Origin of the sequence: Streptomyces arenae, from assembly GCF_022343545.1 — a bacterium.
Taxonomy (GTDB): Bacteria; Actinomycetota; Actinomycetes; order Streptomycetales; family Streptomycetaceae; genus Streptomyces; species Streptomyces humi.
The window spans coordinates 252,652-275,221 of record NZ_JAKQYH010000010.1 but is presented as its reverse complement, the minus strand read 5'-3'; the positions used below and the strand labels follow the sequence as shown (position 1 = coordinate 275,221).

At 72.9% G+C, this 22,570-nt stretch carries 18 protein-coding genes and 1 riboswitch; of the genes, 8 read left to right on the top strand and 10 right to left on the bottom strand.

The genetic code is table 11. The features are described from left to right. Positions 1-60: 60 nt before the first annotated feature. Complete coding sequence (locus MB828_RS06075; RefSeq protein ID WP_301647250.1) at positions 61-1,392, bottom strand: MFS transporter; 1,332 nt, start codon at positions 1,390-1,392, stop codon at positions 61-63. A gap of 349 nt (positions 1,393-1,741) precedes the next feature. Beyond that, a riboswitch (SAM riboswitch) is annotated at positions 1,742-1,854 on the top strand. Between the two features lie 34 nt (positions 1,855-1,888). Here MB828_RS06075 and MB828_RS46635 point away from each other — a divergent pair. The 7 genes from MB828_RS46635 to MB828_RS06045 all read left to right on the top strand — a co-directional run bounded on the left by MB828_RS46635 (position 1,889) and on the right by MB828_RS06045 (position 10,675). Beyond that, positions 1,889-2,017 (top strand): putative leader peptide, encoded by a 129-nt coding sequence (locus tag MB828_RS46635; RefSeq protein ID WP_343236152.1) that lies wholly within the window; start codon positions 1,889-1,891, stop codon positions 2,015-2,017. Positions 2,018-2,284: 267 nt separating this feature from the next. Further along, positions 2,285-3,904 carry an ABC transporter substrate-binding protein gene (locus tag MB828_RS06070; protein WP_301647249.1) on the top strand — a complete coding sequence of 540 codons (1,620 nt, stop codon included), beginning with the start codon at positions 2,285-2,287 and terminating at the stop codon, positions 3,902-3,904. 2 nt (positions 3,905-3,906) lie between these two features. Then, positions 3,907-4,866: an ABC transporter permease gene (locus tag MB828_RS06065; RefSeq protein ID WP_133023082.1), complete on the top strand. Its 960-nt coding sequence runs from the start codon at positions 3,907-3,909 to the stop codon at positions 4,864-4,866. Next, positions 4,863-5,804: an ABC transporter permease gene (locus MB828_RS06060; protein ID WP_133023081.1), complete on the top strand. Its 942-nt coding sequence runs from the start codon at positions 4,863-4,865 to the stop codon at positions 5,802-5,804. The genes MB828_RS06065 and MB828_RS06060 overlap by 4 nt, the downstream gene beginning before the upstream one ends. Continuing rightward, complete coding sequence (locus tag MB828_RS06055) at positions 5,801-7,609, top strand: dipeptide ABC transporter ATP-binding protein (protein WP_301647248.1); 1,809 nt, start codon at positions 5,801-5,803, stop codon at positions 7,607-7,609. Before MB828_RS06060 ends, MB828_RS06055 begins: the two co-directional genes overlap by 4 nt. 13 nt (positions 7,610-7,622) lie before the next feature. Further along, on the top strand, positions 7,623-8,678 hold the full coding sequence (locus MB828_RS06050) for an LLM class flavin-dependent oxidoreductase (protein WP_301647247.1): 1,056 nt from the start codon (positions 7,623-7,625) through the stop codon (positions 8,676-8,678). Then, entirely contained in the window at positions 8,675-10,675 is a 2,001-nt protein-coding gene (locus MB828_RS06045) for an alpha/beta hydrolase domain-containing protein (protein ID WP_301647246.1), read from the top strand. Before MB828_RS06050 ends, MB828_RS06045 begins: the two co-directional genes overlap by 4 nt. A 76-nt stretch (positions 10,676-10,751) precedes the next feature. On the opposite strand, the gene pntB is transcribed toward MB828_RS06045, so the two are convergent. Then, complete coding sequence (pntB, locus tag MB828_RS06040) at positions 10,752-12,218, bottom strand: Re/Si-specific NAD(P)(+) transhydrogenase subunit beta (RefSeq protein ID WP_301647245.1); 1,467 nt, start codon at positions 12,216-12,218, stop codon at positions 10,752-10,754. A 6-nt stretch (positions 12,219-12,224) separates the two neighbouring features. After that, the gene (locus MB828_RS06035; RefSeq protein ID WP_301647244.1) at positions 12,225-13,781 is read right to left on the bottom strand and encodes a Re/Si-specific NAD(P)(+) transhydrogenase subunit alpha; all 1,557 of its coding nucleotides are present in this window, start codon (positions 13,779-13,781) and stop codon (positions 12,225-12,227) included. Between the two features lie 412 nt (positions 13,782-14,193). Between MB828_RS06035 and MB828_RS06030 the strand changes: the two genes are divergently transcribed. Further along, complete coding sequence (locus MB828_RS06030) at positions 14,194-14,859, top strand: phosphatase PAP2 family protein (protein ID WP_301647271.1); 666 nt, start codon at positions 14,194-14,196, stop codon at positions 14,857-14,859. 60 nt (positions 14,860-14,919) lie between these two features. On the opposite strand, the gene MB828_RS06025 is transcribed toward MB828_RS06030, so the two are convergent. From MB828_RS06025 to MB828_RS05995, 7 genes are read right to left on the bottom strand one after another with little or no spacing between them, the layout of a single operon-like run. Then, positions 14,920-16,245, bottom strand: a complete 1,326-nt coding sequence (locus tag MB828_RS06025; RefSeq protein ID WP_133023076.1) for a glutamate-1-semialdehyde 2,1-aminomutase — start codon at positions 16,243-16,245, stop codon at positions 14,920-14,922. A 7-nt stretch (positions 16,246-16,252) separates the two neighbouring features. Then, positions 16,253-16,804 carry a dTDP-4-dehydrorhamnose 3,5-epimerase gene (gene rfbC, locus MB828_RS06020; protein ID WP_301647243.1) on the bottom strand — a complete coding sequence of 184 codons (552 nt, stop codon included), beginning with the start codon at positions 16,802-16,804 and terminating at the stop codon, positions 16,253-16,255. Beyond that, complete coding sequence (locus tag MB828_RS06015) at positions 16,801-18,027, bottom strand: polysaccharide pyruvyl transferase family protein (RefSeq protein WP_301647242.1); 1,227 nt, start codon at positions 18,025-18,027, stop codon at positions 16,801-16,803. Before MB828_RS06015 ends, rfbC begins: the two co-directional genes overlap by 4 nt. Further along, positions 18,024-18,971: a glycosyltransferase family 2 protein gene (locus MB828_RS06010; protein WP_133023073.1), complete on the bottom strand. Its 948-nt coding sequence runs from the start codon at positions 18,969-18,971 to the stop codon at positions 18,024-18,026. Before MB828_RS06010 ends, MB828_RS06015 begins: the two co-directional genes overlap by 4 nt. After that, a complete protein-coding gene (locus MB828_RS06005; RefSeq protein ID WP_430381335.1) occupies positions 18,968-20,275 on the bottom strand; it encodes a hypothetical protein in 1,308 nt (435 codons plus the stop codon). The genes MB828_RS06010 and MB828_RS06005 overlap by 4 nt, the downstream gene beginning before the upstream one ends. Then, positions 20,272-21,555, bottom strand: coding sequence for a DUF4910 domain-containing protein (locus MB828_RS06000; protein ID WP_301647240.1), 1,284 nt, complete (start codon positions 21,553-21,555; stop codon positions 20,272-20,274). The genes MB828_RS06005 and MB828_RS06000 overlap by 4 nt, the downstream gene beginning before the upstream one ends. Continuing rightward, positions 21,543-22,568 (bottom strand): NAD-dependent epimerase/dehydratase family protein, encoded by a 1,026-nt coding sequence (locus tag MB828_RS05995; protein WP_301647239.1) that lies wholly within the window; start codon positions 22,566-22,568, stop codon positions 21,543-21,545. Before MB828_RS05995 ends, MB828_RS06000 begins: the two co-directional genes overlap by 13 nt. Between the last annotated feature and the right edge of the window lie 2 nt (positions 22,569-22,570).

The window sequence follows — 22,570 nt, the reverse complement described above, 5'->3', positions numbered from 1 at the left end:
GCCGCACGAACCGAGGTGACGGGCGCCCGGCGGAACCCGCCGGGCGAGCCGGGGTGACGGTCAGTCATGGGGTGTTCCGCCGGTGGAGGGTTCACGGGTGGGTTCCCGGGCGGCCGTGCGGGACGGAGCGGGGTTCGGCCGGGCGACGGCCGGTGCCGTCACCGCGGCGGGCGTGGGCGTCGCGTGCGCCAGCCACCAGGCCACCGCCGCGGCCACGAGGACCGCGACGGCCGCGCCGCCGGCGAGACCCCAGCGCACCCCCACGTGCTGGGAGATCCAGCCGACGGCCGGGGCCCCGACCGGGCTGCCGCCCATCGAGATCACCGTGTACACGGCCATCACCCGGCCGCGCATGGCGTCGCTGACCTCCGACTGGACGAACGCGCTGACGGCGGTGTTCAGCGTCATCAGCGTGAATCCGACGGGCAGCAGCAGGACGAGGAACGCGGGGTACGACGGCATGAGCGCGGCCAGTGCCTCGAACCCGCCGAACAGCAGCGCCCCGACGACGACCGTCCGTACCCGGGGCGAGATCCCGCGGGTCGCGGCCATCGTGCCGGCGACGGTACCGACGGCGAGCGCCGTGTTCATGAAGCCCAGGCCGCGCGAGCCGACGTCGAAGACGCGCCCGGCGAACAGGGTCAGCGTGGTCGGGAAGTTCACCGCGAAGGTCGCGGTGAGCCCGAACACGGTGAACACGCCGACGAGTTCGGGACGGGCGGCCACATACCGCAGCCCCGCCGCTCCCGCCCCCGTCCACGGCGGCCGGTCAGGACCCGGCGCCGTGCCCTGCCGCGGCCGGATCGACAGCAGTCCCGCGAGTACGACGGTGAAGGACGCCGCGTTGAGGGCGAACACCCAGCCGGTGCCGATCGCCCCGATGAGCACACCGGCGATCGCCGGGCCGACCAGCCGGGCGGCGTTGAGGGAGAGGATGTTCAGGCCCGCCGCCTTGGGGATCAGCGGCCGTCCGACCAGTTCCGTGACGAAGGACAGGCGCGCCGGGTTCTCCACCGTGAACACGCAGCCCAGGGCGAAGGACAGGACGTACAGCAGCCACAGCGGGGCGTGGCCGGACAGCACCATCCCCGTCAGCAGCAGCGCCTGCGCCGCGTACAGCGCCTGCGTCCACAGCAGCAGGGTCCGGCGGTCGTGGCGGTCGGCCAGCACCCCGCCCCACAGGCCGAACAGCAGCACCGGGGCGAACTGGAGGCCCGCCACCCAGCCGAGCGCGGTCCCGCTGTGGGTGCGGGTGAGGACGAACCAGTCCAGCGCCACCCCCTGCATGGCGCTGCCGGTGTTCGACACCAGTCCCGTGCTCCAGTAGATCCGGTAGTCACGGACCCGCAGCGCGGCGAACACCCCTGACGGGACAGTGCTGTTGAAGGCCATTGCGGCTCTCTCTGACGGATTTCCCGCCAACCGGGGCGGGGGCGAAGGCGGTTCGCGGACGCACGGGGGCGCCCCGTCGGGCGCGGGCGTCGGGCGTGCGGGGGCCGTGAGCGGCCGGGGTGGGGAGTTCAGCTACAGGTCTGGTCGAACTGGTCGGCGCGGCGGCCCGTCCAGAACGGGTCGAGGAGCACGGTGCGTGCCTGACCTGCGGTCTCCATGGCCGGATCAAAGCACACGGAACAAGGTGCGTCCACCATGCGTCCCGGTACCTGAGACGCTGTGGCGTTTCGAACCGGGCGTCCGGTCACGGCATTGACGTACGACAAGACCGCTCCGTAGCATCGCGTCCGGCATTGAGTGTCAGCGTCAAGCCCTGGCTCGCTGACCGGCAACCCTCCCACGCGGTGGGGTGCTCCAGGTGAAAGCCCGGCGGGGTCACCGAGGATCCCGCAAGCGCGTGGCCCCGGTGGCGGGGCCGGAGAAGGGAGGGACCGGTATGCACGAACTTCATGCGGCGGTGGCCTCCTGTGCCGGTGCCATGGCGTTCTCCAGGCTCTCCCGTCGGCGCCACATCGATCTCAAGCGTTCGACCAGCTGTCTCTGTCGTACGACTCGCCGTCACTGACGAGCCCGCCCCTGGTCGGCCGGCCACATCCGGCGTCGACCCCCGCGTGCCCGGACCGCCGTCAGGCGCCGGCCGTCCTCGCTCGCCCGTGACGCTCCCCCGCCGTTGCCCGCCACCGTCTCCGGTGGCATCTCCCTGACCACCGTCTGATCAGCGCTTCCCCGTCGCCGGTGCCGACCGGCCGGGTCGCACGTCCATGCCCGCCGTGCCGCGTTCCCGACGCCCGGCACCCGGTGCCTGGGTGACACGAGTAGGAGAAAGCCCTCCGTGACCGCACTTCCGGTATCCAGATCATCCCGTTGGGCGCCGCTGGCCGCCCTGCTGACCACCAGTGTGCTGCTGACCGCCTGCGGTTCGGGCGACACCGGTTCCGGCGGCGGCAGCAGCCGGCCGAAGTCCGGCGGCACCCTGACCTTCGCGGTGGGTTCCGACGCCGGCTGCGTGGATCCGCAGCAGGTCGGCAGCAACGACACCATCTACTCGGTCCGGCAGATCGTGGACTCCCTGACCGACCAGGACCCCAAGACCGGCAAGATCGTGCCGTGGCTGGCGAAGAGCTGGGACATCAACTCCGACGCCACCCAGTTCACGTTCCACCTGCGCTCGGGCGTCACCTTCAGCGACGGCTCGAAGCTGACCGCGCAGGTGGTGAAGGACAACTTCGACGCGGTGCCGAAGCTGGGCGCCCTGGGCACCCTCGCCGAGGGCTACCTCAGCGGGGTCAAGAGCACCGTCGCGGTCGACCCGCTCACCGTGAAGGTGACCTTCGCGCAGCCCAACGCCCAGTTCCTGCAGGCGACTTCGACGCACTCGCTGGGCATCGAGTCCGCGGCGAGCGTGCGGAAGACCCCGCAGCAGAAGTGCAGTGACGGGATCGTCGGGTCCGGGCCGTTCGTGCTGAAGGGCTACGTACAGAACCAGTCGGTCACCCTGGCCAAGCGCACCGGGTACGCCTGGGGTTCCAGCCTGTGGGCCAAGAAGGGCGAGGCCTACCTGGACAAGCTGGTGTTCAAGGTGGTGCCCGAGGCGGGCGTGCGCGCCGGAAGTCTCCAGTCCGGGCAGGTCGACGCGATCAGCAGCGTCGGCAAGGCCAACGAGGCCGCGCTCAAGGGCGGTCAGGTCACTCTCGCCCGCCGGGCCAACCCCGGTGTGGTGTTCGGCCTGGGCCTCAACAACGCACGGCCGGTGCTGAAGGACGCGAGGGTACGCCAGGCGATCGAGGTCGCCGTCGACCGCGAGCAGATCGCCGGCACCGTCTTCCCGACCGGCACCCGGCCGGCCGGCAGCGTCCTGGCGCACACCACACCGGACTACACCGACCTCTCCGCGGACCTGTCCACCGACCCGTCCAAGGCGAAGTCCCTGCTGGACCAAGCCGGTTGGAAGGCGGGCGGCGACGGCATCCGCACCAAGGGCGGCAAGAAGCTGAGCCTCACCATCACCTGGTTCCCCAACTCGGCCACCAACCAGCCCGCGCTGGAACTCGTCCAGCAGCAGCTGAAGGCCGTGGGGATCGACGTGGTGCTCAAGCAGCTCCCGGTCACCCAGTTCGCGACCACGCTCCAGGCCGGTGACTTCGACGTCGTGTGGGGCAACGTGACCCGGTCCGACCCGGACATCCTGCGCAGCTCGTTCTCCACCCAGCTGGCCAACTTCTACCACCTGCCCGCCAGTTCGCTGGACACCGCGCTGTCCCAGCAGGCCGCGACGACCGACACCGCCAAGCGCGCGAAGCTGGTCGCCGAGGCGCAGCGGCTGATCGTCCGCAACGCGTACTACGTGCCCGTGGTGGAGTTGCAGACCCAGCTGGGCGTGTCGACGAAGGTGCACGACCTCGACTTCGACTCGGGCAGCCGCGTGCAGTTGCACGACACCTGGATCGGCTAGCCGTGCGGCGCTATGTGATCAAGAGGCTGGCGCAGGCGGTCGGGGTGCTGTGGGCGGCCTACACGGTGTCGTTCCTGGTGCTGGACTTCCTGCCCGGTGACCCGGTCACCGCGATGGCCGGTGCCGGGATGGACTCGGGACAGGTCGACCCGGCCCAACTCGCCGCACTGCGGCACGAGTACGGCTTCGACAAACCGGTGCTCGTGCAGTACGCGGAGTATCTCGGGCGGGCGGTGCGCGGGGACTTCGGCGACGCCGTCGCCAGCGGCCGCCCGGTCACCTCCGTCATCGGCGACGCGCTGCCGGGGACGCTCCAGCTGACGGGGGCGGCGCTGCTGCTCGCGGTGGTGCTCGGCGGCGGACTCGCGGTGGTGGCGACGTACACCTCGCAGCGGTGGCTGCGGCAGCTGTTGCTGTCGCTGCCCCCGCTGGGGGTGTCGGTCCCCACGTTCTGGGTGGGGCTCCTGCTGGTCGAGGCGTTCTCGTTCCGGCTGCACTGGTTCCCGGCGTTCGGCAACGACGGGCTGCGCGGTCTGGTGCTGCCGGCCCTGACGCTGGCCGTCCCGACCGGGGCGCAGGTCGCCCAGGTGCTGGCCAAGAGCCTGCTCACCGCGCTGGACCAGGCCTATGTGGAGACCGCGCGGGCCAAGGGCGCCGGGCGGGGGCGGGTTCATCTGCGGCACGCGCTGCGCAACGCGTCGCTGCCCGCGCTGACGGTCGTCGGCCTGCTGGTGGGTCAGCTGATCGCCGGTTCGGTGGTCGTGGAGACGGTGTTCTCCCGGGACGGCCTGGGGCGGGTGACCGCCGCCGCCGTGACCGCCCAGGACATTCCGCTGGTCCAGGGGGTGGTGGTGTTCGGCGCGCTGATCTTCGTGGCGACGAACCTGGTCGTCGACCTCGTCTACCCGCTGCTGGACCCGCGGATCGTGGTGACCCCGGACAGGAGGGCGAGCTTCGCATGAGTCAGAGCGTTGTCGACGGCACGGCCGGCGCGGCCGACGCGGCCGAGGCCGCCCTCGGTCTCGCCCGGCCGGTGACGGCGGGGCCCGCGCCCGGGCCGGGACGCCGGGCCGACGTGCGGCGGGTACTGCGGTTCCTGGTGCGCCGTCCCGGGCTGCTGGTGTCGGTGGCGGTCCTGGTGCTGGTGGTGCTGGCCGCGTTCTGGCCGGACCTGTTCACCTCGCAGGACCCGTTGAAGGGCGTGCCCACCGAGAACTTCCGCGGCCCGGGCGGCGGTCACTGGTTCGGCACCGACGAACTCGGCCGGGACGTGTTCTCCCGGGTGGTGCACGGCGCCCAGCTGTCCCTGAAGGCCACGCTGATCGCGGTCCTGGTGGCCTTCGTGGTCGGCGGACTGCTGGGTGTGGTCGCCGGGTTCGTGGGCCGGTGGGTGGACGACGTGCTGATGCGCTTCGTCGACGTGCTCCTGTCCATTCCGGCGCTGTTCCTGTCCCTGGCCCTGGTCACCGCGCTCGGCTACGGCACGGTGAAGGTGGCGGTCGCGGTCGGTATCGCCAGCGTGGCCTCGTTCGCCCGGGTGGCGCGCGCCGAGGTGCTGCGGGTGCGGCAGGCGGTGTTCGTGGAGGCGTCCCGCTCGTGCGGGGCCCGCTGGTACTCGGTGCTGGGCCGGCACGTCCTGCCGAACGCGGCCGGCCCGGTGATCGTGCTGGCCACCCTGGACTTCGGCTCCTCGATCCTGGCCGTGTCGGCACTCAGCTTCCTCGGCTACGGCGCGCCGCCGCCGGCCCCCGAGTGGGGCACGTTGATCTCCGACGGCCGCAACTACCTCGCCAACGCCTGGTGGCTGACCGCGCTGCCCGGTCTGGCGATCGCCGCGACGGTCCTGGCCACGAACCGGATCGCGCGGGCGCTGGACGGCGAATGGTCCCGGCAGCGATGACCGACGCACACGAGAACGGCGACGACGTGACCACACCCCTGCTGAGCATCCGCGGCCTGTCCGTGTCGTACCGCACCCGGGGCGGCACGGTACCGGCCGTGCGCGGTGTGGACCTGGACGTATGGCCCGGTCAGGTGACCGCGGTGGTCGGCGAGTCCGGTTCCGGCAAGAGCACCACCGCGCATGCCGTCATCCGGCTGCTGGCCGGGAACGGCGCCATCGACGCGGGCACGATCGGCTTCGGCCGGCACGATCTCGCCACACTGTCGGAGGCGGAGCTGCGGACCGTGCGCGGGGCCCGGATCGGGCTGGTCCCGCAGGATCCCTCGGTGTCGCTCAACCCGGTCAAGCGGATCGGCGAGCAGGTCGCCGAGGTGCTGCGGATCCACGGCAGGGCGACCCGGCGGTCGGCGGCGGCCGAGGCGGTCGCGGTGCTGGACCGGGCCGGGCTGCCGGACGCGGCGGTCCGCGCCCGGCAGTACCCGCACGAGCTCTCCGGCGGCATGCGGCAGCGGGTGCTGATCGCCATCGCCATCGCGGCCGGGCCCGAGCTGATCATCGCCGACGAGCCGACCAGCGCGCTCGACGTCACCGTGCAGCGCGTCATCCTGGACCATCTCCAGCACCTCGTGGAGGAGTCGGGCACCGCGATCCTGCTGGTGACCCATGATCTCGGGGTGGCCGCCGACCGGTCGCAGCGGCTGGTGGTCATGGAGCAGGGCCGGGTGGTGGAGGCGGGCGAGACCCGGTCCGTGCTCGCCGACCCGCAGCACGAGTACACCCGGCGGCTGCTCGCCAGCGCACCCAGCGCGACCTCGGCCGTCCCACGCACCCGAGCGGCGTCCACGGCCGTGGACGCGGTGCCGGGTGCGGTTCCCGGAGCAGCCGCCGGGCCGGACACGCGTCCGGTTCCCGGCGCGGACGCGGTCGCGGTCACGCGCGTGGTCCCCGGTGCGGTTCCGGGCCCGGTCCCCGGTGCGGTTCCGGGTGTGGTCCCGCTGGTCGAGGCGCGGAACCTGGTCAAGGAGTTCCGGCTGCCGCGCGCCGGCGGCGAAAGCCGGACGCTGCGTGCCGTGGACGACGTCAGCCTCACCCTGCACCGCGGCCGGACCCTCGCGCTGGTCGGCGAGTCGGGCTCGGGCAAGTCCACCACCGCCCGGCTGGTCCTCCGGCTGGCCGACGCCACCTCCGGACAGGTCCTCTTCGACGGCACCGACGTCACCGGCGCGGGCCCCCGCCAGGTCCGCGAACTGCGCCGCCGGGCCCAGCTGATCTACCAGAACCCGTACGCCTCCCTCGATCCGCGTTTCTCCATCGGCGAGGTCGTCACCGAGCCGCTGCGCGCCTTCAAGGTCGGCGACCGCGCCTCCCGGCTGGCCCGCGCCCGTGAACTCCTGGACCGGGTGGCCCTGCCCGCCGCGACCCTGGAGCGGCGTCCGGCGGAGCTGTCCGGCGGACAGCGCCAGCGGGTGGCGATCGCACGGGCCCTCGCCCTCTCCCCCGACCTGGTGGTGTGCGACGAGCCGGTCTCGGCGCTCGACGTCTCCGTCCAGGCCCAGGTCCTCGACCTGCTCGCCGAGTTGCAGGACCGGACCGGGGTGGCCTACCTGTTCATCTCGCACGACCTGGCCGTGGTACGGCAGATCGCGCACCAGGTGGCCGTGATGCGGTCCGGGCGGGTGGTCGAGACGGGGCCGCCCGAGGACCTGTTCACCGATCCGCGCCACGAGTACACCCGCGAACTGCTCGCGGCGATCCCCGGCGGCCGGGTCCCCTCCCCCGCCGTCGAGACCACCACCAGCTGAGGACCGGCATCACATGAGCACTCCCACCATCTCCTCGTTGGCCTTCCTCACGCCGGGCAACTTCGCCGACGACGACCCCCGCACCGGCCTGGAGGAGACCCTCCGGCTCTTCGGGTACGGCGAACGGCTCGGCTACGACGGCGCCTGGATCCGCCAGCGCCACCTCGAACACGGGGTCGGCTCGGCCGCGGTGTTCCTGGCCGCGGCCGGGCAGCGCACCGAGCGGATCGAACTGGGCACCGCGGTCATCCCGATCGGCTACGAGAGCCCGTTCCGCCTCGCCGAGGACCTGGCGCTGGCCGACGTGCTGTCCGCCGGACGGCTCCAGGTCGGCTTCAGCACCGGGATGCCGCACGCCGACCTGCTCGGTGACCTGGTGCACGACGGCGACTGGCGCGGCCTCGACCTGTCGTACGGCAGGATCGCCCGGGTCGTGGAGAACCTGCGCGGCGACTACCTCGGTGGCCCGGACACGGTCATCCACTCCCCGGGCAACGTCCAGCGCCCGCGCCTGCAACCGCACAACCCCGGCCTGGCCCGCCGGATCTGGTACGGCGGGGGCAGCCTGCGCTCGGTGCGCTGGGCCGCCGGACAGGGCCTCGGCCTGCTGTCCGGCAACATCGTCACCGGCGAGGGCACCGACGACTTCACCACCGCCCAGCTGGGCCTGCTCACCGAGTACCGCCGGGCGCTGCCCGCGGGCCGGGCCACGCGGGTGGCGCTGGGCCGGGTGATCGTGCCCCTGGACAGCGCCGACGCGCGCACCCGGGCCCGCTACCGCGCCTACGCGGCGAGCCGTCACGAGCGCACCCTCGGCCCGCAGGGACCCAGGCGGACCCTGTTCGCGCCGGACGTCGTGGGCACCGCCGAGCAGATCCTGGAGCAACTGGCCGCCGACCCCGTCCTGGCCGAGGTGAGCGAACTGCGGCTGGAGCTGCCGTACGAGTTCCAGCGCGAGGAGTACGAGCAGATCCTGCACGACGTACGGCACCTGGTCGCACCGGAGCTGGGCTGGCGTCCCGCCGCCGACGGGCCCGTCGCCGTCGCCGCCGGGGAGGCCGGCCGATGAGTTCCGAACCGGAGCCGGGTGTGCGGCTGGAGGTGCACACCCGGGAGCCGTTCGCCGCGGGCCACCGCTTCGGTGACGCGGGGGCCTACGAGGTGGTCACGGCGACCGCCCACTACGCCGTCGACCCGCGGGCGGCAGCCCATCGTGCCGTCCCCGATCTCGGGCTCGCGCCGCGCGACGGCTCCGGGCTGGTGCGCTTCAGCGGTGACGTCGAGATCCTGCGGCCGGTCGGCGGCGGGCGCCGCAGGCTGTTCTTCGACTGGGGCAACCGCGGCAACAAGCGGGCCGTGCAGTACTTCTGCGACGCCCCGCACACCAACCGGCCCCGTTCGCTCGCCGACGCCGGCAACGGCTATCTCTTCCGCCGCGGTTACACGGTGGTCTTCGGTGCCTGGCAGGGTGATCTGCTGCCGGGCGACGGACGGCTGCTGCTGGACCTGCCGGCCGCCCGGCAGGACGGCGGGCCCGTACGGGGCCTGACGACGGCCGAGTTCATCGTGGAGGAGCCGACCGTCTCGCTTCCGCTGTCCCGGTGGTCGAGCACCCGCTCCCATCCGGTCAGCGCGCGAGGCGTGTCCGGCGCGCGTCTCACCCGGCGCCGCTACGCGCACAGCGCACCGGAGGAACTGGCGCCGGGCACCTGGCGGTTCGCCCGGTCGCAGGGTGGCGGCGGCGACCTCAAGGGGCGGTCCACGGCTGTGGTGCCGAGCCGCCACGACCTGTACCTCGACGAGGGGTTCCGGCCGGGCTGGATCTACGAACTCGTCTACGAGGCCGAGGACCCGCTCGTCCTGGGGCTGGGCCTGGTGGCCGTCCGGGACCTGGTCAGCCATCTGCGGCACGATCCCGCGCAGCCCGCCGGGCCGGTCGACTACGCCTACGGCTGGGGGCGTTCGCAGACCGGCCGGGCCATCCGCGACTTCGTCTACCAGGGCTTCAACGAGGACCTTCAGGGCCGGCCGGTCTTCGACGGGCTGCTCCCGCACGTCTCAGGCGCCGGCCGGCTGGGCCTCGAACGCTTCACCAACCTGACCGTCCCGGGCGGCCAGCAGTACGAGGACCACCTCAGCCGGGCCGACGAGTTCCCCTTCGCCTACGCGGAGACCGTGGACCACCTCACCGGCCGGCGCGACGCGATCATGAAGCGGCCCAGCGATCCGAAGGTGCTGCACACCCAGACCGCCACCGAGTACTGGCAGCGCCGCGGCTCGCTCGTGCACACCACTACGGACGGCCTGGACCTGGGGTTCCCTCCCAACGTCCGGGGCTACCTGTGGTCGTCGAGCCAGCACGTGGCCGATCCGGCGGCCGGCGCGCCCGGCAAGGGGATCTGCAACCACCCGGAGAACGTCGTCGCCACCTCGGCGCTCTTCCGGGGCGTCCTGGACGCGCTCGACGCCTGGGTGAGCGAGGGCGTGGCGCCACCGCCGAGCGCGGTGCCCACCGTCGCCGACGGCACGCTGGTGACGATGGACGAGTGGCGGCGCCAGTTCCCGGCGGTGCCCGCCGCGTTGCTGCCGCACGGTCCCAACGAGCTGTACGCGGTGGACCGTTCGACCGTGCCGCCGTCCGTCGACCGCTCGGACCGCTACGCGGTGCTGGTTCCGGCCGTCGACGTCGACGGGAACGAGACCGCGGGGGTCCGCGCCCCCATGGTGGCCGTCCCGCTGGCCACCTACACCGGCTGGAACACCCGCGCGCCCGGCCAGGGCCACGGGGCGCTGCACGAGTTCAGCGGTTCCACGTTCCCCTTCGCCTCGACCGAGGACGAACGCCTCGTCACCGGCGACCCGCGCCCCAGCGTCCAGAAGCGCTACTGGGACGCGGCCGAGTACACGGCCCGGATCAGGGCCGCCGCCGAGGATCTGGCGGCCCGCCGGCTCCTGCCGCCCGAGGACGTCGAACGCGCCGCGGCCGGCGCGGCGCACTGGTCGGCACCACGCCACCGGGTGGAACCGGAACCCCGGGCGACCGGAGCCGGCCGGGACGAAACCTGAGGCCGGACCGGGGCCTTCGGCGCACGGGACCGTGGCCGTGCCGGTCCGTCTCCCGGCCGGCCACGGTCGTCGTACGTCAGCGGCCGGCCGTGGTCGCCTGGCGGGTGGCCGGCGTCGGTGCCGTGCGGCCGTCCGTGCCGAGCGCGGTCAGGATGTCCTCCATGCTCTGTTTGGCGTCGCCGAAGAGCATGCTGCTGTTCTCACGGAAGAAGAGCGGGTTCTGCACGCCCGCGTAACCGGAGGCCATTGACCGTTTGAAGACGATGACCTGTTCCGCCTCCCAGACCCGCAGCACCGGCATGCCGGCGATGGGGCTCGCCGGGTCGTCCATCGCGGCCGGGTTGACGGTGTCGTTGGCGCCGATCACCAGGACCACCGAGGTCGCGGCGAAGTCGTCGTTGATCTCGTCCATCTCCAGGACGATGTCGTACGGGACCTTCGCCTCGGCCAGCAGTACGTTCATGTGCCCGGGCAGCCGCCCGGCGACCGGGTGGATGCCGAAGCGGACCTCGACGCCCCGCTCCCGCAGCCGGCGGGTCAGCTCGGCCACCGGGTGCTGGGCCTGGGCGACGGCCATGCCGTAGCCGGGGGTGATGACCACCGAACGGGCCTGGGCCAGTGCCTCGGCCGCCTCCGCGGCCCGGATCTCACGGTGCTCGCCCTGCTCGTCCCCGGAGCCGGACGGTGCCTCGATGCCGAAGCCGCCCGCGATGACCGACAGGAAGGACCGGTTCATCGCCTTGCACATGATGTACGACAGGTAGGCGCCGGAGGATCCCACCAGCGCGCCCGTGACGATGAGCAGGTTGTTGTCGAGCAGGAAGCCAGCCGCGGCCGCCGCCCACCCCGAGTAGCTGTTCAGCATCGAGACCACGACGGGCATGTCACCGCCGCCGATCGAGGCGACCAGGTGCCAGCCCAGCACCAGCGCCAGCGCGGTGACCGCGATCATCAACGACAGGTCCGGGCTGATCGTGAACCAGACCGTCAGGGCCACGAAGCCGCCGAGCGCGCCGAGGTTGAGCGCGTTCTTGCCCGGCAGCGTCAGGGGGCGGGACCTGATGCGCGCCGAGAGCTTCAGGAACGCGACGACCGAGCCGGTGAAGGTGACCGCGCCGATGAAGACGCCGATGACCACCTCGGCGTGGTGGATGCCCAGCAGGTCGGCGCCGACGGCGGTCTGTGCCGCGCCGTGCGCCTCCACCTCCAGGTAGCTGTTCCAGCCGACCAGTACCGCGGCCAGGCCGACGAAGCTGTGGAGTACCGCGATCAGTTCGGGCATCTGTGTCATCTCGACGCGACGGGCGCGCCACAGGCCGAGCGCCGCGCCGAGCGCCATCGCCAGCACGACGAGGGTCACCGCCCCCGCGGTGATGCTCTGGGCCGCCAGTACGACCGTGGCGGTCAGGGCGAGCGCCATGCCGGCGATGCCGTAGACGACGCCGGCGCGGGAGGTGCGGTGCTGGGAGAGCCCGGCCAGGCTGAGGATGAACAACAGGGCGGCGACCAGGTCCGCCGCGTGGGATGTCGTCAGGGAGGTCATCTCGGCTCAGCCTTTCGAGAACATCGACAGCATGCGGCGGGTGACGGCGAAACCTCCGAAGATGTTCACGCTCGTCAGCAGGATCGCCACGCAGGACAGCACGGTGACGATCCGGCTCTCGTGCCCGATCTGGAGCAGGGCGCCGATCACGACGATCCCGGAGATCGCGTTGGTCACCGACATCAGGGGTGTGTGCAGCGCGTGGTGCACCTTGCCGATGACGTAGTGACCGATGACCACGGCGAGCGCGAACACCGTGAAGTTCCCGGCGAGTTGGGCGGGAGCGAAGGCGACAAGCAGGAACAGGGCGACCATGCCGAGCCCGATCAGGCCGAAGCGGCGCGCGGGGGTGAGCCTCGGCTCCTCGCGTTCCGGCGCGGCGGCGGCCTGCGGAGGCGGTGCGGCGGGCGCCGCCGAGACCGGCACGGGTGGTGGCGGCCAGGTGATCTCGCCGTCCCGTACGACGGTCACGGCCCGCTGCACGACGTCGTCGAAGTCGATGACCGCCCGCCCGTCCCGGCCGGGGGTGACGAGCTTGAGCAGGTTGGCCAGGTTGGTGCCGAACAGCTGCGAGGCCTGGGCGGGCAGCCGGGCCGCGAGGTCGGTGTAGCCGATGATGGTGACGCCGTTGTCGGTGACCACCGCGCGCCCGGGCACGGTTCCCTCGACGTTGCCGCCCTGGGCCGCGGCCATGTCCACGATGACGCTGCCGGGTTTCATGACGGCCACGTCCGCGGCGGACAGCAGCCGAGGCGCCGGCCGGCCGGGGATCAGCGCGGTGGTGATCACGATGTCCACGTCCTGGGCCTGCCGGTGGTACAGCTCGGCGGCGGCGCGGTCGTAGTCCTCGGAGGTCGCCTTGGCGTAACCGTCGGCGCTCGCCTCCTGGGCGACGTCCACGGGAAGGTACTCGCCGCCCAGCGAGGTCACCTGGTCGGCGACCTCGGGCCGCGGGTCGGTGGCGCGGACGACGGCGCCGAGGCTGGACGCGGTGCCGATCGCCGCGAGGCCCGCCACTCCCGCGCCGGCGACCAGTACCTTCGCCGGGGGCACCTTGCCGGCGGCGGTGACCTGTCCGGTGAAGAACCGGCCGAAGACGTGGGCGGCCTCGACGACCGCCCGGTAGCCGGCGATGTTGGCCATGGACGACAGCACGTCCATCGACTGGGCGCGGGAGATCCGCGGCACCGCGTCCAGCGCCAGGGCGGTCACCCCGGCCCGGGCGAGTGCCGTGAGCAGTTCCGGTGTCTGGGCGGGGGCCAGCAGGGCGACGACCGTGGCGCCCTGCCGCAGCCGGGTGATCTCCGCGTCGGAGGGCGGGTTGACCTTCAGGACGAGGTCGGCGTCCCAGGCGACGCCGACCTCGGCGCCGGCGTCGAGATAGGTCTGATCGCCGAAGCCGGAGGCCGCGCCGGCGCCGGACTCCACGACGACCTGGTAGCCGAGGCCCAGCAGTTGGCGCACGGTCGACGGGGTGGCCGCGACACGTGTCTCGCCGGGGGCGGACTCGGCCACGACGCCGATGCGCTGGGACGAGTGGGGTGCGGATTCTTGTGCAGACATGTCTTCTGTTGTCACCTCGGGAGGCGGGTTTGACGGGTCCGCGGTCGAAGGGCGTCCGCGGGCCGGGTGCCCGTGGACGAGGACCGTAGGAACCTACCCGCCGAAGTCGCCCCGGCAGTCGGCGCGATCGAGGTGTGTTCCACACCACGGCGGCCGTTCCGCCGTTCGGCCGCCGCACCGGCGCACGGCGGCCGGCGGCCCGTCGGCGGGTTAGCCGCGCCCCGAACGACTCCCGCCCGTCGGTTTGTTGGTTAGGGTGGCGGACGGAGACTGATCCCGATCGCCCTCGGCCAGGGCGCTACGGCGGGGGGCTCGCGTGGGATCGGCAGACGGAAGCGCACCTGCGGGTCGGGCCGGCCCGGTCCGTGACCGGCCGGGCGGTGAGCGGGCGACCGGCGGGCCGGCGCACGCGGTGCTGCCCCCGGCGTTGCGCGGGTGGCTCGGGCTGGTCGCGGCGCTCGCCACAATGGTGGTCGGCGTGCTCGGGGTGCGGTACGCGGGCCACGGCGAGCCCGGCAGGGTGGACAGGTGGTTCGTCCGGCCGACGGCGGACAGCGTCCGGCCGCCGTGGCGGTACGTCGCGCTGACCCTGGACTTCCTGGGGGAACCCGCGGGATCGGTGCTGGTGGTCGTGGCCTGCGTGGCGGGCTGCCTGCTGTTGCGCCGTCCCCGCGCGGCGGTGCTCGTCGTGGCCGGCGTCGGTGTGACCGTGGGGGTGACCACGCTGCTCAAGCACCTGGTGGGACGCACCATCCACGGCCCCGGCAACCTGTCGTACCCGAGCGGGCACACGGCCTTCTTCACCGCGCTCGCCCTCATGGCGGCGCTGCTCGCGACGGACCGGCTCGGCCTCGGCAGGACGGCCGGCACGTCACTCGTGCTCATCGCGGCGCTGGTCGCCGGCGCCGCCATGGGCTGGGCGGAGGTCGCGTTGGGCGCGCACTACCCGACGGACGCCCTGGGCGGCTGGTGCACCGCCCTGGCGGTGGTACCGGCGACCGCCTGGCTGCTCGACCGGACAGCCGACCGACCGACCGAGCGACCGACCGGCCGACGGGCCGACCGGCTGAACGGCTGACCGGCTGACCGGCTGACCGGCTGACCGGCTGAGGGTGGACGGCACGCGGCTGACGTCGGTTCACGCCAGGCGGCGGAACACGGGTTTCACCGCCCGCCCGGCCAGCCAGGGCGTGGGGTCGGCGGCGTCCAGGGCGTCCCGGTACACCGCGCACGCCTCCGCCACCACGTCGACGGTGCGGTCGATGTCCGCCTCGTCGAGGGCGCTGCTCACCACGAACGACGGGGCGAGCACGCCACCCGCGAGGAGCCGCCGCAGGAACAGCGTGCGGTACCGCTGCGAGGGCCGCAGGTTCTCGTCGAGCGTGGCGAAGACCAGGTTGCTGGCCCGGCCCCGGACGACGACGTGGTCCCCGACGCCCATGGCCGCCGCGGCGTCGCGGACACCGGCGGCCAGCCGCTCGCCGAGCGCGTGCAGCCGCGCGGTGACGCCCTCCTCGACGTAGGTGGTCTGCACGGCCATGGCGGCCGCCAGGGAGTGGGTCTCCGCGCCGTGGGTGGTGGACAGCAGGAACACCCGGTCGCCGGAATCGCGCAGTCCGCCCCGTTCCATCAGGTCACGGCGGCCGGCCAGCGCGGAGACGGCGAATCCGTTGCCGAGCGCCTTGCCGAACGTCGAGAGGTCGGGGACGACGCCGTACAGGCCCTGGGCGCCCGCCTCGGACCAGCGGAAGCCGGTGATCATCTCGTCGAAGACCAGCACGCAGCCGTGCCGGTCGGCCAGGGCGCGCAGGCCGGCCAGGTACCCGGGCGGCGGCTCGGTGTGGGTGGCCGGTTCGAGGATGAGGCAGGCGACCTCGTCCTGGTGGCGGGTGAGCAGCTCCTCCGTGGCGGCCAGGTCCCCGTAGGGGAAGGAGACGGTGAGTTCGGTGGTCGCCGCCGGGATGCCGGCGGACATCGGTGTGGTGCCGATGAACCAGTCGTCGACGGAGAAGAACGGATGGTCGGCGCACAGGGCCACCCGCGGTCGTCCGGTGACGGCGCGGGCGAGGCGCACCGCGGCGGTGGTGGCGTCGGAGCCGTTCTTCGCGAACTTCACCATCTCGGCGGTCGGCACGGTGGCCAGGAAGTGTTCCGCGGCCTCCACCTCCACGATGGACGGCCGGACGAAGTTGCTGCCCCGGTCGAGTTCCCGCCGGACCGCCTCGAGCACCCGCGGATGGGCGTGGCCGAGGCTCACCGACCGGAGGCCGGAGCCGTACTCGATGTAGCGATTGCCGTCGACGTCCCATACGTGGGCACCGCTGCCGTGGCTGATGACCGGGGCCAGGTTCTCCGGGTACTGGTCGTCGCCCTTGGCGTAGGTGTGCGCGCCCCCGGGGATCACGGCGTGCAGCCTCTCGTTGGCTGTCCGCGACAGGGGCAGGTGAAGCTCTTGGGTGTCCACGGGGACCTCAGCTCTCTCTGTGCTTCAGGACCTCGGCGAGGCTCGGCGCCTCCCGGTCCCGTTGGGACATCAGTGCCACCGGCAGCGGCCAGGGAATGGCGAGTTCCGGGTCGTCGAAGGCGACCGTCACGTCCTCGGCCGGATCGTGCTCACGGTCGATACGGTAAGAGGTGTCCGCGATTTCGGTAAGAGCCTGGAAGCCGTGCGCGCAGCCCGCCGGGATGTATACGGTCTGCTGCGTCTCACCCGACAGTTCGAAGAAGGCCCGGTTCAGGTAGGTCGGCGAGTCCGGCCGCAGGTCCACGACGACGTCGAAGATCCTGCCGTACGAGCACCGCACCAGCTTGGCCTCGCCGGCGCCGGAGCGCAGGTGCAGGCCGCGGAGCACGCCCCGGACCGAACGGGACACGCTGTCCTGGACGAAGGCGTGCGGGTCCAGGCCGACCGAGCGGAGCACGTCGGCGTCGGAGGTACGGCAGAAGAAGCCGCGCTCGTCGGCGTACGGCGTCGGCTCGAACAGGTACGCGCCGGCGATCTCCGGGACCTGGGTCGCTTTCATGGTGCCTTCCGCTGGGCGTGGACGTCCGCCGGGAACAGGTTCGTGGTCAGGGCGGTGAACTGGTGGGCGAGTTGCTGGGCCGCGACCCGGTTCCGCTCGGTGAGGGTCACCCGTAGCTCCGCCGCGTGCTTCTCGAGGTCCCGGAACTGTTCGAGCAGCCGGTCGGCGTCGACCTCGCGTGCCGGGTGGCAGTAGGCGCCGAGGCCCATCCGGTCCATCAGCGCGTCGCTCTTCGCCGCGTAGCACAGGGCGAGCACGGGCGTCCCGGTCTTCAGCGCGCAGATCAGGTTGTGGTAGCGGACGGCCACCACGGTGTCCGCGGCCGCCATCTCGTTCATCAGGTCGGCCAGCGAAGCCGGTTCGGCCGCGGTGACCAGTGGTGAGTCGACGGCGTCGAGGATCGCGTCGACCACCGACCGGTCACACCGGTCGCCGGTGAGCAGCCGGACCGGTCTGCCCTCCGCGACGAGCGCCCGGACGAAGGTGATCGTCCCGTCGAGGTACCGCCGGTGTATCTCCTCGGCCCGGTCGCGGTCGTCGTTGCCGCCGTGGAAGTCCATGACGCCGAGGCAGACCGGGCCGGGCGCGCCGGAGGGTGCGCTCGCCGGCGGGGTCGGCAGGGCGAACGCCAGGTCCGGGTAGACCTCGTCGCGTGCGGTGTCCACGCCCATCGCCCGCATCGCGGCACGGGACTGGGCGTCGCGGTACGACCGGTAGGCGGCCAGCCGTGCCGACCAGCGCACCAGGGCGCGGGTGGGCCGGTTGCCGATCCCGGCGGCGCCGACGCTGACCAGCGCGACCCGGGTGCCGAGCAGCCGGCCGCTCGCGCAGAGCAGGAACAGCGCGTACGGGAAGCCCCACGGGCGCAGCGGCAGGGTGGCCTCCAGGACGCCCATGCCGGGCACGATGACCACGTCGTGCCGGCGCACCCAGGCGGCGGTGCGGAAGACGTCGACGAGTTTGCCGAGCCCCTTCGCGGCGACCGCGCCCGCGCGGGACGCGGTCCGGTACTCCGCGCGGTTCCAGTGCAGCCGGGTGGCGGGGATCCCGAACCGGGCCGTCACGGCCTCGGGCCCGCCGCACAGCGCGTCGACGGCCGCCTCCGGGTGCTCGGCGCGGAGGTAGCCGAGGAGGGCCTCGAGCGATCCGTCGTTGCCGAGGTTGCCGGAGCCGAGCAGGCCGAACAGGCCGACGCGCACCGGCGTTCCGTCCGCGGACGTCATGCCCGCCTCCCCTCGCGGCCGGCGACCAGGGCGTCGACGGAGACCGTGAGCAGGGCCGGGTCGACCGGGGCGCGGTCCTCGACCCGTTCGCCGGCGCCCGGCCGGGCGCGGCTGGTCAGCCACGTGGCCAGGTGGCGGTAGCAGGCACGCCGGTCGGCCGGGGACAGAGGGGCACGCCGGATCGCCGACGCGAAGCCCCAGACGTACTCGGCGAGCAGCCGGGGCGTCGGGTGCAGCAGCCCTGCCCGGCGCGGGTCCAGGTTGACGCACCGGGACCGCTTGGACGGGTTCGCCCGCTCGGCGCGGGTGGGGTGGTCGCGGCGGAAGTACAGCAGTTCGGGCACCTGGTGGAAGCGCCCGTGCAGGGTGATCTCGGCGACGAACGTGCGGTCCGCGTGGTGGTAGCTGTCCATCGGCTTCACCCGGCGCAGCACGTCGGCCCGCATCACCCCGTAGAAGTCGTCGCCGCCCGGCTCGAACAGCAGACTGCGGAAGCGCTCGGGCGCGTGCGGCGAGCCGGTGTCGAGCGTGTACTCGTAGGGAACGGTGACCTGGCCGTCGCCGTCTATGACCGCCTGGTCGGTGTGGGCGAGGATCACGTCCGGATGCTCGTCCAGCGCCGCCACACAGCGCCGGATCAGGTCGCGGCCGTAGAGGTCATCGTGCGAGGCCCACTTGAACAGCTCGCCGCGGGACTCGGCGAACACCCGGTTGTGGTTCGGCGTGGCGCCGATGTTCCGGGGCAGCCGGAGGTACCGGATGCGGGAGTCCTGCGCCGCGTACTTGCGGCAGATGTCCTCGGTCCCGTCGGTCGAGGCGTTGTCGGAGACGACCAGTTCGAAGTCCTCGTAGGTCTGGCCGAGCAGGGCGTCGAACGACTCGGCCAGGTACTCCTCGCCGTTGTACACGGGCAGGCCGATGCTCAGCCTGGGTCGGGCGGTCATGTGGTCCTCACTTCGGGGAGGGGGTTGTGGTGGTGCTCGCGCAGGGCGGACCGCAGTTGCAGCCACCACACGGCCGAACTGCCGACGGTCGCGGCGGCGACACCCCAGGCCGAGCCGGCCGTGCCGGCGAGGGCCGCCCCGCCGAGCCCGCCGCCGACGTAGCAGGCGGAGGCGAACAGCTGGCAGCGCAGGCTGCGCCGGGCCGCGCCGAGCGCGCGCAGTCCGGCCGCCGCGCCGGTGCCGAGGCCCGCGCCCGCCACGCTGAGGGTGATCTGCACGACGAGGTGCGAGGAGGAGTGCCAGACGTCGCCGAGCGCCAGGTCGCCGAGCCGGCCCGGCATCAGCAGCAGCGCCGAGCCCCAGAGCAGCGCTCCGGCGGCCTGTCCGCCGCCGAGCAGGAGGCAGAACCTGCCCAGTTGGTGCGGGGCCCGGCGCAGCACCCGTGCCGCCTCCGGGACGGTGACCAGGGAGAGGCCCATCAAAACGGCGAGGAACGGGCCCATCAGGAGCTCGGCGCCCCGTACCGCGCCCACCGCGCCGACGCCGACGATCACGCCGAGTCCGTATGCCCGCAGCTGGCTCGCGCCGCTGAGGCTGACGTTCTCCACCAGGTACCGGTAGCCGAGATCACGCTGTTCGCGCAGCCAGCCGCGCGCCTCGGCGATCCGGGGCCGGATGCCGGACTGGAGGTAGCCGTAGCCCGCGGCGACGGTGGCGGACGCGCCCCAGGCGAGCACGAAGGCGGCCACGGTGTCCACGTGGGCCGCCACCACCATGGCGGGGACGAGTGCGATGCCCCACACCACGTCGTTGACGAACGCCTTCCGCCCGGCGCCCGCGGCGAAGAACGCGAACCGCCAGGCGTCCTGGAGCAGCAGCCCCGGCAGCATGACGGCGAGGGCGACGAACGCGGGCCCCACCCGGCCGCCGAGTCCGAGACCGGCCGCCAGACACACCACGCCGATGGCCGTGCCGACCCCGAGTGCCGTACCCGTCGTGCGGGCCACCGCCCCGCGCCAGGAGGCGTCCGGGACACCGCTGAAGCGCACCACGAGCGGGTCGGTGGCCAGGCCCCGGGAGACGTTGAGGACCACGCCGTAGGTCACCCAGGCCAGGCTGAACACGCCGAACGCGGTCACCCCGAGCGAGCGGGCCACGTAGATGCCCACCGCGAAGTTACTGATACTGGAGGCCGCCTGGTCGGCCAGTCCCCAGGACAGCCGGCCGACCAGGGCCCGTCTGGCGGACCGGGCCGGTGCCGCCGCCTTCCGCAGATTCTCCCCCTGGGTGGTCATGGGCGTCATTCCTTGACCAGGTCGGCGCCGCGCAGGGCGTCCGCCGCGGCGGCCACGGTGTCGAACGGCAGGCCGGACCGCTCGGCCACGTCCAGCAGAGTGTGCTCGCCGTCGGACAGGTTGAGCACCCAGAGCATGGCCAGCTGGGCCTGCTTGGTGTCGCTGCGGCCGCCGAGCGCGTCGTACAGCCCGCGCCGGCCCAGCTGCGGTTCGCCGTGGGGACTGAGGTTCACGTACCGCCGGTTGCGGTCGAGGACGGAGAACGCCTCCCGGCAGACGGCGAGGGTGTCCGCCAAGGCCGCCGGGGAGACGAGGTCCAGGTTGTCCGCCGACGTGTGGTACTCGGGGTAGCCGGCGTACGGGGTCCGGGTGAGCGAGCCGACGCCGAGGTTGAACCCGGGCGAGCAGTACTGCCGTTCGTCGTAGCCGTACGGGGTGAACTCGGTGACGCGGTGCGGGCGTTCGGAGGCGGTCAGCACGTACCGCAGCACCCGGTCGATCTCCGCGTCGCCGCGCCGGCTCTGCTTGTACGTCAGTGGGCCCGGGTCGCCGGCGCAGGCCAGCACGAGTCCGTGCTTGACCCGGTCGACCCGCTCCGCGTTGCGGGCCAGCCAGGTGATCGCCCCGATGGTGCCGGGGGCGAAGATGAACCGGTAGGTGTAGTGGGGCGTTTCCTCGGCCAGCGCCCTGGCCAGGAAGGTCGCCACCGCGACGCCGGCCATGTTGTCGTTGGCCAGCGCGGGGTGGCAGACGTGGCAGGAGACGATCACCTCGTCGGCCACCTGTCCGGGGACGACATGCTCGGCGTAGGTGAGGTGGCCGTCGGCGAGGGTGGAGTCGACGCACACCTCGTACTCGCCGTCCGGCATCGCGTCCAGGGTGTCCTGGGCCAGGCAGAAGCCCCACTCCGGCTTGTAGTAACTGGTGCGGTACGGCACCCAGGACGGCTGGTCCGGCAGGGTGTGCAGGTGCTCGCGCAGCTCGGAGAGGTGCATGGTCGCCGACACCGGGACGCTGTAGCCAAGCACGTGCAGGCTGGACGCGGCGAAGTCGACGACCCGCCGGCCGGCGCTGTCGGCGATGTACGCGTCCCGGATGTTCCACTCCTGCGGCACCGTCCAGTCGAGCACCTGCGTCCCGGTCGGCACTTCGTGCACCTGGAGCGGGATGTACTCGCCGACGATGTCCAGGGTGGCGCGCACACCGTCGCCCGTGATGCTGCGGCAGATCGGGTACAGCCGCTCCACCAGGGCGTACAGCTGGTCGCCTTGCGTGGTCACCGGCGCCACCGCAGCGTGTCGTCGACGGTGCCGGCCTCGGACGCCGCGCGCAGGACGGCGAGGCGGGTGAAGCGCTGCTCGAAGTCCTCCCGGGTCAGGGCGAACTTCTGGTAGGCGTCCGCGAGTTCGAGCGCGCCCCGCTTCACCGTCCACTCGCAGTCGAAGCCCGGGATCGCGGCGCGGAACCGGGAGAAGTCCACCCGGTAGGACCGCGGATCGGCACCGTTCTCCCCGGTGATGTTCACCTTGGCGCCGGGGACCGCCTCGGCGACCTGTTCGGCGATCTCGGCGACCGTGACGTTGTTGGTCTCGCTGCCGATGTTGAACGCCCGGTCGTGCACCGCCTCGCGCGGCGCCGTCAGCGCGGCCGTGAAGGCCCGTGCGATGTCGGCGGCGTGCACCAGCGGGCGCCAGGGGGTGCCGTCGGAGAGCACCAGGACCTCGCCGGACAGGAGGGCGTGGCCCACCAGGTTGTTCAGCACGATGTCGGCGCGCAGCCGGGGCGAGTAGCCGAAGGCGGTGGCGTTGCGCATGAACACCGGGGTGAAGTCGTCGTCGGCGAGCGCGTGCAGGTCGTCCTCCACCCGCACCTTGGACTCCGCGTAGGGCGTCACCGGGCGCAGCGGGGCGTCCTCGGTCACCAGGTCGGCGCCGCCGGCGGCACCGTAGACCGAGCACGTCGACGCGTACAGGAAGCGCCGCACTCCGGCGTCGCGGGCCAGCCGGGCGAGGCGGACGGACGCGTGGTGGTTGATGTCGTAGGTGAGTTCCGGCGCCAGCGAGCCGAGCGGGTCGTTGGAGAGCGCGGCCAGGTGGATCACGGCGTCGAAGCCGGCCACGTGCTCGGCCGTGACGTCGCGCAGGTCCACCCGGGTTCCCGGCGGGTCCGCGGGGTGCGGGCCGAGCACGGAGTCGGCGAACAGGCCGGCGTCGAGGCCGGCCACCTCGTGTCCGGCGGCGGCGAGGACCGGGGCCATGACGGTGCCCAGGTATCCCTGGTGTCCGGTCAGCAGTACGCGCATGG

Coding starts and splice junctions, on each gene's coding strand:
- MB828_RS06075 (WP_301647250.1), bottom strand. CDS start 1,392: ATGGCCTTCAACAGCACTGTCCCGTCAGGGGTGTTCGCCGCGCTGCGG.
- MB828_RS46635 (WP_343236152.1), top strand. CDS start 1,889: ATGCACGAACTTCATGCGGCGGTGGCCTCCTGTGCCGGTGCCATGGCG.
- MB828_RS06060 (WP_133023081.1), top strand. CDS start 4,863: ATGAGTCAGAGCGTTGTCGACGGCACGGCCGGCGCGGCCGACGCGGCC.
- MB828_RS06055 (WP_301647248.1), top strand. CDS start 5,801: ATGACCGACGCACACGAGAACGGCGACGACGTGACCACACCCCTGCTG.
- MB828_RS06050 (WP_301647247.1), top strand. CDS start 7,623: ATGAGCACTCCCACCATCTCCTCGTTGGCCTTCCTCACGCCGGGCAAC.
- MB828_RS06045 (WP_301647246.1), top strand. CDS start 8,675: ATGAGTTCCGAACCGGAGCCGGGTGTGCGGCTGGAGGTGCACACCCGG.
- pntB (WP_301647245.1), bottom strand. CDS start 12,218: ATGACCTCCCTGACGACATCCCACGCGGCGGACCTGGTCGCCGCCCTG.
- MB828_RS06035 (WP_301647244.1), bottom strand. CDS start 13,781: ATGTCTGCACAAGAATCCGCACCCCACTCGTCCCAGCGCATCGGCGTC.
- rfbC (WP_301647243.1), bottom strand. CDS start 16,804: ATGAAAGCGACCCAGGTCCCGGAGATCGCCGGCGCGTACCTGTTCGAG.
- MB828_RS06015 (WP_301647242.1), bottom strand. CDS start 18,027: ATGACGTCCGCGGACGGAACGCCGGTGCGCGTCGGCCTGTTCGGCCTG.
- MB828_RS06010 (WP_133023073.1), bottom strand. CDS start 18,971: ATGACCGCCCGACCCAGGCTGAGCATCGGCCTGCCCGTGTACAACGGC.
- MB828_RS06005 (WP_430381335.1), bottom strand. CDS start 20,275: ATGACGCCCATGACCACCCAGGGGGAGAATCTGCGGAAGGCGGCGGCA.
- MB828_RS05995 (WP_301647239.1), bottom strand. CDS start 22,568: ATGCGCGTACTGCTGACCGGACACCAGGGATACCTGGGCACCGTCATG.